Below are 11568 nucleotides of genomic sequence, written 5' to 3'. Positions count from 1 at the left end.
CGTCTTAAGACGCAAGCTAGTAATTTGCCCTTATAGGGCTCATGAAAAACCACCAGCTTAGCTGGTGGATATTTATTATTTATAAAAATTTTTTTTATATTTTAAATAAAAGAAGGAAATTTAAGTATTTTGTAGAATATATTATCATATAAGTAACTATACGTTATTACATGTAAACGATTTTAAATTAGGAGGTAGAAATACAAATGGAAGTATTAAAAGTATCAACAAAATCTAACCCAAATTCAGTGGCAGGTGCTCTAGCAGCAATAATTAAAGAAAAGAATATTGTAGAAATACAAGCTGTAGGTGCAGGTGCAATAAATCAAGCGGTAAAGGCTATAGCAATTGCAAGGGGTTTTGTAGCACCAAGTGGAAGGGATATAATATGTGTGCCTGCCTTTACAGATATTGAAATTGATGGAGAGGAAAGAACTGCAATAAAATTAATTGTTCAACCTAGATAAGTAAATAAAAAACATATTTGAGAATAAAAAATGCTTAACTTTTTTATTAAAAAGTATTTTGGTATTGAAATTCTTTAAAAGACAGTATATAATGTAATCGTTAGATATATAATATATTATACGTAAAGAGGTGTGTTTAATGGTATCTAAAGAAGTAATAGTGAACAATGGAACTGGTTTACACGCAAGACCAGCGACTTTATTAGTTAAGAAAGCTTCATCTTTCAAATCAGATGTAAGCATTGAATTTAACGGAAAGAAAGCTAATGTTAAAAGCTTAATCGGTGTTTTATCATTAGGAGTTACTAAAGGGGCTAACATCACAGTAACAGCTACTGGTGATGATGAAACTTTAGCAGCTGAAGAAATTGCTAAATTAATCGAAACTTTAGAAGACTAAAATAAAAAAAGTGCTTTATGCACTTTTTTTATTTTGCTATTTTTTATGTAGTAAAGTTAATTATTGTTTGTTGTTTTAAAGATATTACATCTAAATAGAAGAGAAATTAGGTCTATAGCGCCTATTAGAATTAATACATATATTATCCTAAATATAATAACATTATTACCTACTAAAGAAGCTATAATATTAGTAGTAAAAAGGCCTATACCACCACAGTTAATTGCTCCTAATAAAACAAGTATAGCAGATAGTTTATCAAAGAAGTTTAACTTACACATAATAAATCCTCCGTATTGTATTATTCATATAAAATAATATGAAAATTTTTTTTGAAATATAACTAACAAAATAAATAAAAATATGATATAATACGAATTATATTATATTAATAACAGATAACATTCGGAGGTATTTAAATGACAAATCTATACAATTCGCCATTAAACTCAAGATATGCATCAAAGGAAATGAGTTATATATTTTCTGATGATATGAAATTTTCAACTTGGAGAAAGCTTTGGGTTGCTTTAGCCGAAGGGGAAAAAGAATTAGGATTAAATATTACAGATGAGCAAATAAATGAATTAAAATCTAATATAGATAACATAAATTATGAAGAAGCAATAAAAAAGGAAAAAGAAGTAAGACATGATGTTATGAGTCATGTTTACGCTTATGGATTACAATGCCCGAATGCGAAAGGAATAATACATTTAGGGGCTACTAGCTGCTATGTTGGAGATAATACTGATATAATAATAATGAGAGATGCTTTATTATTAACTAAAAAGAAGATAGTTACTGTATTATATCACCTTTCTAATTTTGCAATGAAATATAAAGATATGCCTACTTTAGGATTTACACATTTTCAACCAGCTCAATTAACAACTGTAGGTAAGAGAGCTTCGTTATGGATGCAAGATTTAGTTTTAGATATAGAAAATATAGACTTTTTATTAACTAAACTAAAATTAAGAGGGGTAAAAGGAACAACTGGTACTCAAGCTAGCTTTATGAATTTATTCGAAGGTGATGAAAGTAAGGTTAAGGCATTAGATACATATGTTGCTGAAAAAATGGGATTTGATAAAAGTTATGGAGTAACTGGTCAAACATATCCAAGAAAAGTTGATTCAATAGTATTAAATACATTATCTGAGGTAGCTCAAAGCGCTTATAAATTTAGTAATGATTTAAGATTATTGCAAAGTATGAAGGAGATAGAGGAACCATTTGAAAAACATCAAATAGGATCTTCTGCAATGGCTTATAAGAGAAACCCTATGAGAAGTGAAAGAATTGGTGCTTTAGCAAGAACCGTAATTGTAAATGCATTAAATCCTGCAATAACAGCATCTACACAGTGGTTTGAAAGAACATTAGATGATTCTGCTAATAAGAGAATATCTGTTGCAGAAGCCTTTCTAGCATTAGATGGTGTATTAAATTTATATATTAATATAGCTGAAAATATGGTTGTATATGAAAAGGTAATTGCTAGTCATGTTAATAATGAGTTACCATTTATGGCTACAGAAAATATAATGATGGAATCTGTTAAAAAAGGCGGAGATAGACAAGAATTACATGAGAGAGTAAGAGTACATTCTATGGCTGCATCTCAAAGAGTTAAAGGTGAAGGATTAAACAATGACTTAATCGAGAGAATTATAGCAGATGAATCATTTAATTTAAGTAAAGAAGAAATCTTAGCTATTATAGATCCACAAAAATTTGTTGGAAGAGCTCCAAGTCAAGTTGTTGAATTTATAGAAGAGTATGTTGAACCTATTATAAAAGAAAATAAAGATGCTTTAGATATAAAAAGTGAAATTAATGTTTAATTATTCTTAGAAGAACTCGCTTTAGGCATAGTATTATGCTTGAAGCGAGTTTTTATATTAAATTATCAATGAGAGTAATGTAATTAATAGGAAAATCATATCTTATAGTAATAACAGTATAAGGGGAAATTTATTATGAATAGCATTTATAAACTTATGTTAAATAATAAAGCTTTTAATGATATTATTGAAAATTTAATAAATAAAAAGAATGTTGCGATAATAAAGAGAGATGAAGACCTTAATGAGATTATTAAGTATTTTAATGATTTTATAATAAATGAGTTTGATAAGAAAAGATTATATGAAATTATTAATGAGCTAAAACAAGGTGATAATGATAAAGATTTAGAGATTAAAAAAATGACAGTTTTAAGAAGACAAATAAATAATAATGCAGAAAATATTATAAAAATATTTTCTGCATTTATTGATAGAAATCAAATAAACTACTCTTTAAATGATTTATATTCAATTACCAATAAAAGTATTGAATTCAAAGATAAGGAGTTTGAGTATTATTCTATATTGAGTAAATCTCCAATAGTTATAGAAGGTGATAGTTCAAAAATAATTAAAGAAGTTGATTATTTAATAAAAAATAAATATGTAAATAGTTTTATTAAATATAAAAAATTTAAGAATAATAGAAAATTTCATATAATAAGGAATAATATTAATAAAACTGATATTGATAAGGTTATAAGCAAATTAGGTGGAATTTTAAATAACAACTTTGCGTTTATACCACCAATTTATTTTAATGAATATACAAATGATTTTCAAAGTGAAAAAGTATATTATCAAAATTATAGTAATGATAAAATTAAGGAGTTAGCAAAGAATATAAATTATAAACATAATAAAGAAATTCTTGATGAGGCAGAAAGCTTTAAATGGTATAAATGTTTTGGAATAAAAAAATATAAAGAAATGACTATTAAGAAAAAAGAATTATACGAGGAATATAAAGAAAAAGAAAAATCTATATATAATCAATATATTGAAAATATAGAGAATTTAAATATGTTTTCAAAATCATTTTCTTTTGTGAATGAGGTTTATGAAGATGGAGTTTTAGATGAAATAAATAAGAGAATTGCAAATGAAGATGAATTATATAATTATATAAAATATATTAAGGAAACATTATCTATATATAAAGATTACTTAGAAGTGGAAAGCGATATTGAAATGTTGAGTGAAATTTCGAAGGAGCTTTTAAATTATATATATGAAAAATTAACTAATAAGAATGATTTGAATAGTATATTAGAATTTATACCTAATTATTATCACTATAAGCAAATAGAAGCTATAGAAAATGATAAGATAGATACAATAAATTCTTATAATAAGGTATATGAAAAAATAACTAGATTAAATGGAGCATTGAAATCATATCATAAAATATTATTAAAAGCTTTAAGAGAAAATTGTAATAAAGAAGCTAATAGATTTGCTAAAGAAAATAATATGAATTTGGATACACTAGATATTGATAAATTAATTAATGGAAGGTATACCGAAGAAAATATAGAGTTTTTATTAAAGATATTTCCAATAGCAATTTTTGATGAAAAGCAATATATGGAAAATAAAGAAAAGATAGATGAACTCTTTAGTTTGACTGTTCAGCAATCGGATTTAATGGAGATATCAGATAATAAAGAGATAAAGTGTAATGAAGTTTGTAATGAAAATTTAGATCGAAGTATATTTAAAATGCTTAATAATTTAGGATATACTATTTTTCAAAAAGAAGATGATATTTCAATTATATATGTTGATTTTGGAAAAGCAGAAAATAAAGTTATATATATAAATAATAAAGAGTTTTTTGATTTTAAAGAATTGATTAAAATAATAGATTTAATCAATTCAGGTTGTAAAGTGATTTTTGTATGGTATAGAAACTGGTGGATGAATAAAAATGAAGAGGTTCAGAAAATACACAAATTATTAAATGAATAATTAAATTTATTGAAATGGCATCTATAAAGGATGCCATTAATTTTGTATTAAATTTGAACTGTATTATTAAAATATGATAAAATTAGTGAATGAAATGAATAATCAAAGGAGAAAGAAATGAATTTATTAAATGTTGAAAATATTAGTAAAACTTATAGCGAAAAAATATTATTAAATAATGTATCTTTTGGTATTAATGAAGGAGATAAAATTGGAATTATTGGTCTTAATGGTAGTGGAAAGTCTACTTTATTAAAGATTGTTACTGGTAGGGATGAGTTCTTTGATGGAGTTATAACTAAGGGAAAAGGTGTGAGAGTAGAATATCTAGAGCAAAATTCTGAATTTGATGCTGATGCAACGGTACTTCAACAGATATTTAAAGGTGATACGCCTGAGATGAAGTTGCTAATGGAATATGAAGAATTACTTGAAAAAATAAGTAATAATGGCTTTAATGAAGAAGATAATAATAAGTTAATAAAAATACAAGAAAAAATAGATACATTAAATTTATGGAATTTAGAAAGTGAAGTAAAGGTAATATTAAACAAACTTGGAATAACAGATTATGCAATGAAAATGGGTTCTTTATCTGGTGGACAAAAGAAAAGAGTATTTTTAGCTTCAGCTTTAATTAAACCTTGTGAACTATTAGTTCTAGATGAGCCTACAAATCATTTAGATTCTGATTCTATAGAATGGTTAGAAGAATATTTAAATAGCCGTAAAGGGGCTTTATTAATGATTACACATGATAGATATTTCTTAGATAGAGTATCTAATAAGATATTAGAATTAGATAGAGGAAACATATATCAATATGCAGGTAATTATAGTGATTTTTTAGAGAAGAAAGCTGAAAGATTAGAAATAGAAGCTGCATCTGAAGAAAAAAGACAAAAGTTAATTATAAAAGAATTGCAATGGGTAAGAAGAGGAGCTAAGGCTAGAACAACAAAGCAAAAAGCTAGACTTCAAAGATTTGATGATTTAGTTAATCAAGAGTACATAGCACCAAAACCAAGTCTTGAAATGTCATTTATAGGAACTAGATTAGGTAAAAAAATTATTGAGTTACATGATATAAGCAAAAGTTATGGTGAAAAGAATCTTATAAACAAATTTAGTTATACTATTTTAAAGGAAGATAGAATTGGAATAATAGGAGATAATGGAGTTGGTAAGACAACATTATTAAATATAATAAAAGGTTCCATTATGCCAGACAATGGTGATATAGAAGTAGGAGAGACTGTAAAAATAGCTACTTTTACACAAGATGATTCTCATATGGATTTATCAATGAAGGCTATAGATTATATAAAAGAAGGTGGGGAATGGATTCCTACTGAAGATGGAAGTAAAATAAGTGCATCTCAATTAGCAGAAAGATTCTTGTTTGATGGAACTATGCAGTATACAATGATTAAAAAGCTATCAGGTGGAGAGAGAAGAAGATTACATTTGTTAAGAGTGTTAATGGAAGCTCCAAATGTTCTTATATTAGATGAGCCTACAAATGATCTTGATATAGAAACGTTAAAGATATTAGAAGATTTTATTGATGAATTTGTAGGAGTTGTAATAGTTGTTTCTCATGATAGGTATTTTTTAGATAGAATTTGTAATAAGATTTTTTCTTTTGAAAATAAAGGCTTAATTAATATCTATAACGGGAATTATAGTGACTATTTAATAAATAAAGAAATTAAGTTTTTGAGAGAAAAAGAGGAACAAATTTCTAAAGGAGAGAACACTAAGAAAAAGGAATATGTAAAGAATAAGGATGAAAGACCTAAATTTACTTTTAAAGAACAAAAGGAGTTTGAAAATATTTATAATGATATTGAAACTATAGAGATGAAAATAGCCGAGATAGAAGAGGAAATGAATAAGAACTCTAGTAGTTATGGTTTGTTAAATAAATTAGATCAAGAGAAAACAAAGCTGGAAGAAGAATTGTTGGAAAAGTATGAACGTCAAGAATACTTAGAGGATATAGCTAGAAAGATAGAGGAATATAATAACAATAAGTCATAAAATATTGACAAGATATTGAGTTTCTGATAATCTTGATTAGGTCATAATAAACGATAAACATTACTTAGGAGGAAAAAATGGAAAACACACAAAAGGTAAAAATTGTTACTGCTGATCCGTCAGCATTAGGATTATTTGGACTAGCTATAATAACGTTAGTTGCTTCATCTCAAAAATTAGGATTAACATCAGGAGTATCTTTAGTATTACCATGGGCTATATTCTTAGGTGCAACAGCTCAATTATTTGCATGTATAAATGATTTTAAACATGATAATACTTTTGGAGCAACAGCATTTGGTGCTTATGCATTCTTCTGGTATTCAATGGGATTCACTTGGTTAATCCAAAATGGAGTATTTGGAGAAAAATTAGCTCAAGCTACAGATACTAAGCAATTAGGATTTGCTTTCTTAGGTTATTTAATATTTACTGCATTTATGACAATAGGTGCTATGGAAACTCATAAAGTATTATTTACAATATTTGTTTTAATTGATTTCTTATTCATAGGATTATCATTAAATTCATTTGGTATTATGCCAGAAATTTCACACGGATTAGCTGCATGGTCTGAATTATTAATTGCAATAATGTCATTCTATGGTTCAGCAGCTGCTGTATTAAATAAACATTTTGGAAGAGTATTTTTACCAGTTGGAAAGCCTTTCGGAATTTTCAAGAAGTAAAAATATATTTATAGAATTGAGGAAAAGTTTGTATAAACTTTTCCTTTTTTTACTTTATAAATTTAATTTGATGATGTATACTAAAGGTATAATTACACAAAGGAGTAAGATATGAAAATTAAGATTACTATTAAAGGACAAAAGGAACCAATAATATATAGAGGAGATCGTATTGATGTTCTTGATTTTGAAATGAATGGAGAAATGTATAAACAAATACGATATTTTAGAAAAGGATTTTCTAAATCAGAATTATTAAAATCTGATTTAGTTATTAAAATTGTAGAAGTTGAAAAATAAGACGTATTTTTATATGCGTTTTATTTTTTTTGTTCATAAGAATGGTTTTAGATTTGAATAAAATTTTAAATTTATATTTTTATAAAATATAAATTATATAATATGAAGAAAAAGTTGAAATTTTAAAAATGATAGAATCGAAGTTGAGAATTGATAAAAAATTAAAGTGATTAGGTATAAAAAAATAAATAATAAATATTTTAAGGATATTTTATGATAAATCTAGAGGGAACATGAATGTTTAAAAAATAAATAGCTAATACAAGAAAAATAACTCTAAAAAATTAAAAAAACGTAGAAAAAACTCTAAAAATAATTTCGCTAAATAACCATTTAGCGAAATAAATATTATTGTTAGCATAAAATTCCTATGATATAATGAAATTAATGCTAAATTGCATATAAGGAGGATTTAAATGACTGAAATACAAGGCTCAGATGCAAAAAGGATCAAAAGTAAAATTGATATAAATTCAATTATAAAAGATGATGAAAAGTATATTAATAATATAAAGAATAGATTTGGTATTGAGGTTCAAGAAGTAAATAAACTTCCTAAGGTTATTATGGATTTTTTAAATTATTTAGAAACTATTAAAGGTAAGTCGCAAAATACTATTGAAGCTTATAAAATAGATTTATGTTTATTATTCAAATATTTAAAGGTATATAAAGGCTATTACATACCAGACGATATAGAATTTGAAGATATACCTATAAATGATTTAGGAGAAGATTTTGTAAGAAGCATTGTTTTAACAGATCTTTATGCCTTTTTATCTTTTGTAGAAAAGCAAAGGGGTAATGGAGCTTATGCTAGAGCTAGAAAAGTAGCTACCTTTAAATCTTTTTTTAATTATCTACAAGGGAAAGCTAAGATAATAAATTCTAATCCAGCAACAGAATTGGAATCTCCTAAAATAAATAAAAGGCATCCAATATATCTTACATTGGATGAAAGTGTTTCACTACTCTCTTCTTTAGATACTAATAATTGTAATTATTTAAGAGATTATTGTATATTAACTTTATTTCTTAATTGCGGAATGCGTTTATCAGAATTGTGTTCAATAAAAATAGATAAGATAAAGGGAGATACCCTAATTATAATAGGAAAAGGTAACAAAGAGCGTACTGTTTATTTGAATGATGCATGTATATCAGCTATAAATAATTATCTTTCTAAAAGAAATGATTCCAAAGCTACAGATGAAAATAAAAAATATTTATTTTTATCATCTAGAAATACTCCAATAAATAAAAGGACTGTAGAGTTGTTGGTGAAAAAACATGTTAAGAATGCGGGATTAACAAATGCTAAGTATACTCCGCATAAACTTAGGCATACTGCAGCTACTTTAATGTATAAGCATGGTAATGTTGATATTAGAAGTTTACAAAGCATATTAGGTCATGAAAATATATCTACAACACAAATTTATACTCATGTAGATGAAGAAATTTTAAGAGAAGCAGCTAATTCAAATCCTCTTGCGAATATAAAAAATAGATAACAGAACATATGTTCTGTGCTCATGAAAAATCCATTTTTGTATTAAATAGATAAAAAAACGCTTTATAAATTAAAAGAAACTCAAAAACAATAAGAGTTTCTTTTAATTTTAATATTTTCTATTTTTTCATTTTTCTTATACCTGGATAAATTTCTTCAGTTAATTCTTCTAATTCTGTATCGTTATCTACTCCAAGTTCATCGAAGTAAACAATATTATCAAAAGCATCAACATAATCTTCATTATTATCTAAGTTATTTAAAATGTCATTGTAATTTTCTAATGTAAGTTCCTCTTCAGAATCATTTTCACAGTCTTTTTCTTCTTCTTTTAATGCATCTAAAGCGTTCTTTAGCTCCTCTTCAATAAATGCATTTTCTTCAACGGTTTTAGCTATATCATCAATATTAATGGCTCTAATGTCAATACCATCTTCTTCTAAGCATTTTCCACAATTATCACAGATTTTTTTAGAAAATAAATCACAATAATCATCTTCAGTATATTTATAAGTCATAAAATCACCACCTAGTTCTATTAACCTTATCATTCTATCAGTTATTTTATTATATTTCAATAATAAATAATGTTTAAATATTATTTATTATTATAAAGAACATAAGTTTGATATTGTAATTGGTATATGTTATAATAGATTTAAATAAGTGAGGTGTTGAAAATGCGTGAAGTAAGCGAAAAACAAAATGAAATATATGAATTCTTAAAAACTTACACCGATAACAAAGGATACCCTCCTTCAGTAAGAGAAATTTGCGAAGCTGTAGGATTAAAATCTACATCATCAGTTCATGGTCATCTTAAACGTTTAGAAAGTAAGGGGTTAATAAAAAGAGATCCTACTAAACCAAGAGCGTTAGAAATAATAGATAATTCAGTGAAAAGAGAGATGGTTAATATTCCTATAATAGGAAAGGTAACTGCTGGTTTACCAATATTAGCAAATGAAAATGTAGAGGATATATTCCCTATTCCACTTGATTATGTTAGTCATAATAAAGAGTTATTTATGCTTAATATAAGTGGAGATAGCATGATTAATGCAGGTATATTCGATGGAGATTTAGCTATAATAGAAGAATGTAAAACAGCAAATAACGGTGAGATAGTTGTTGCATTAATAGAAAATGAAGCTACTATAAAAAGATTTTATAAAGAAAAAAATCATATTAGATTACAACCGGAAAATGATAATATGGATGCTATTATAGTTGATGATTGTATAATTTTAGGCAAATTAGTTGGGCTATTTAGGACATATTAATACTTAAGGAGTCATACAATATTGTATGACTCTTTTTATTTTAAATGTGAAGGTGTGTGATTAATAATGAGAATAGCTTTAGGTAGGTTTATTAAGAAAACTGGAGATTATGATAGTGAAAATATAATATGCCCTATAGAAGATTATAATAGAGATAAGTATCTAAATAGACGAATTTTTATAAGAATACTATTCATTCTTTTATATGGCTATGGGTTTGGATATATACTAGCTAGCTATTCTACAACGGTTCAGGATATTGAAATAACGATTGTAAATTTTATAATCTTTTATATTGTTAGTTTCTATTTAATTCAAATTCCACATGAATTTATTCATGCTTTGTTTTATAGGAAACCTTTTAAAAATACCAATAATAGTTTAGTGTTTTTTAACAAGAAACGAATTGTTACTAGTGAATTAAATGAAGAAATACACCCTGCTCTATTATGCTTTAATTTAATTATGCCATTTATATTATTTTCTGTTTTACCATTAATAGCAATTGAATGTTTAGGAGAATTCGATTTATACTTATACTCTCTTTCTTTTTCTAATGCTATACTATCTTCAGATGACTTACTTAATATAGTTTTACAATTTTTTGTCAAACCTAATGAAGGTGGATATAAGAAGTTGTTTATTATACCTAATAATTATGATTATTTGATTGAGAGTGAAGATTTATTAGAAAGTAATTATATAAAAAGTGATAATATTGAAGTTATTGAAGAAACCTTTGCAGAAAGTACTGTAGAAAGTGATTTTGATAATAAAGAAGATAAAGAAGAATTGAGTAGCGATATTAATAATAATGAATTAGAAGTTTTATATAAAAATGAGACAGAAGAGCTTAATATTGATAGTAATAAAAAAATAGAAGATATCAATATAGAGATTAATGAAGAAATAAAAGATACAAATATAGATAAAATTGAAAAAATTGATGTTGATTCCAATGTCAATGAAGTAGAATTAGAGTTTAATGATCATATCACTGATATTAACGATATTATACATGGATAAAATTATATTTAAAAAAAGAGACT

At 25.6% G+C, this 11568-nt stretch carries 12 protein-coding genes; 10 read left to right on the top strand and 2 right to left on the bottom strand.

Annotated features, from left to right (window positions below; all coding sequences use genetic code 11):
- The first annotated feature begins 206 nt into the window (after positions 1 to 206).
- Together I2E98_RS12345 and I2E98_RS12340 are read left to right on the top strand one after the other, a co-directional pair.
- A complete protein-coding gene (locus I2E98_RS12345; protein ID WP_195469200.1) occupies positions 207 to 467 on the top strand; it encodes a stage V sporulation protein S in 261 nt (86 codons plus the stop codon).
- A 139-nt stretch (positions 468 to 606) separates the two neighbouring features.
- Positions 607 to 867 (top strand): HPr family phosphocarrier protein, encoded by a 261-nt coding sequence (locus I2E98_RS12340; RefSeq protein WP_195469199.1) that lies wholly within the window; start codon positions 607 to 609, stop codon positions 865 to 867.
- Positions 868 to 923: 56 nt separating this feature from the next.
- Here I2E98_RS12340 and I2E98_RS12335 read toward each other — a convergent pair whose 3' ends face one another.
- Positions 924 to 1148 (bottom strand): DUF378 domain-containing protein, encoded by a 225-nt coding sequence (locus tag I2E98_RS12335; RefSeq protein ID WP_195469198.1) that lies wholly within the window; start codon positions 1146 to 1148, stop codon positions 924 to 926.
- 138 nt (positions 1149 to 1286) lie between these two features.
- Here I2E98_RS12335 and purB point away from each other — a divergent pair, with 138 nt between their 5' ends.
- The 6 genes from purB (at position 1287) to I2E98_RS12305 (ending at position 9237) form a co-directional block, all read left to right on the top strand.
- Positions 1287 to 2717: an adenylosuccinate lyase gene (purB, locus tag I2E98_RS12330; RefSeq protein WP_195469197.1), complete on the top strand. Its 1431-nt coding sequence runs from the start codon at positions 1287 to 1289 to the stop codon at positions 2715 to 2717.
- 135 nt (positions 2718 to 2852) lie between these two features.
- A complete protein-coding gene (locus I2E98_RS12325; protein WP_195469196.1) occupies positions 2853 to 4691 on the top strand; it encodes a hypothetical protein in 1839 nt (612 codons plus the stop codon).
- A gap of 117 nt (positions 4692 to 4808) precedes the next feature.
- Positions 4809 to 6734, top strand: coding sequence for an ABC-F family ATP-binding cassette domain-containing protein (locus I2E98_RS12320; protein WP_195469195.1), 1926 nt, complete (start codon positions 4809 to 4811; stop codon positions 6732 to 6734).
- A gap of 77 nt (positions 6735 to 6811) precedes the next feature.
- On the top strand, positions 6812 to 7423 hold the full coding sequence (locus I2E98_RS12315; RefSeq protein WP_195469194.1) for an acetate uptake transporter: 612 nt from the start codon (positions 6812 to 6814) through the stop codon (positions 7421 to 7423).
- Between the two features lie 111 nt (positions 7424 to 7534).
- Positions 7535 to 7723: a hypothetical protein gene (locus I2E98_RS12310; RefSeq protein WP_195469193.1), complete on the top strand. Its 189-nt coding sequence runs from the start codon at positions 7535 to 7537 to the stop codon at positions 7721 to 7723.
- Positions 7724 to 8289: 566 nt separating this feature from the next.
- A complete protein-coding gene (locus I2E98_RS12305) occupies positions 8290 to 9237 on the top strand; it encodes a tyrosine recombinase XerC (RefSeq protein WP_243251117.1) in 948 nt (315 codons plus the stop codon).
- 118 nt (positions 9238 to 9355) lie between these two features.
- Here I2E98_RS12305 and I2E98_RS12300 read toward each other — a convergent pair whose 3' ends face one another.
- Complete coding sequence (locus I2E98_RS12300) at positions 9356 to 9754, bottom strand: hypothetical protein (protein WP_195469191.1); 399 nt, start codon at positions 9752 to 9754, stop codon at positions 9356 to 9358.
- 156 nt (positions 9755 to 9910) lie between these two features.
- Here I2E98_RS12300 and lexA point away from each other — a divergent pair, with 156 nt between their 5' ends.
- The gene (gene lexA, locus I2E98_RS12295) at positions 9911 to 10519 is read left to right on the top strand and encodes a transcriptional repressor LexA (protein WP_243251115.1); all 609 of its coding nucleotides are present in this window, start codon (positions 9911 to 9913) and stop codon (positions 10517 to 10519) included.
- Positions 10520 to 10585: 66 nt separating this feature from the next.
- Positions 10586 to 11545, top strand: a complete 960-nt coding sequence (locus I2E98_RS12290; RefSeq protein WP_195469189.1) for a DUF3267 domain-containing protein — start codon at positions 10586 to 10588, stop codon at positions 11543 to 11545.
- The last annotated feature ends 23 nt before the right edge of the window (positions 11546 to 11568 follow it).

Origin of the sequence: Clostridium sp. D43t1_170807_H7 (genome assembly GCF_015555905.1) — a bacterium.
In the GTDB taxonomy this organism is placed as follows: Bacteria; Bacillota; Clostridia; order Clostridiales; family Clostridiaceae; genus Clostridium.
Note: the sequence above shows the minus strand (reverse complement) of the source record. Positions and strands in the feature narration are given on the sequence as shown.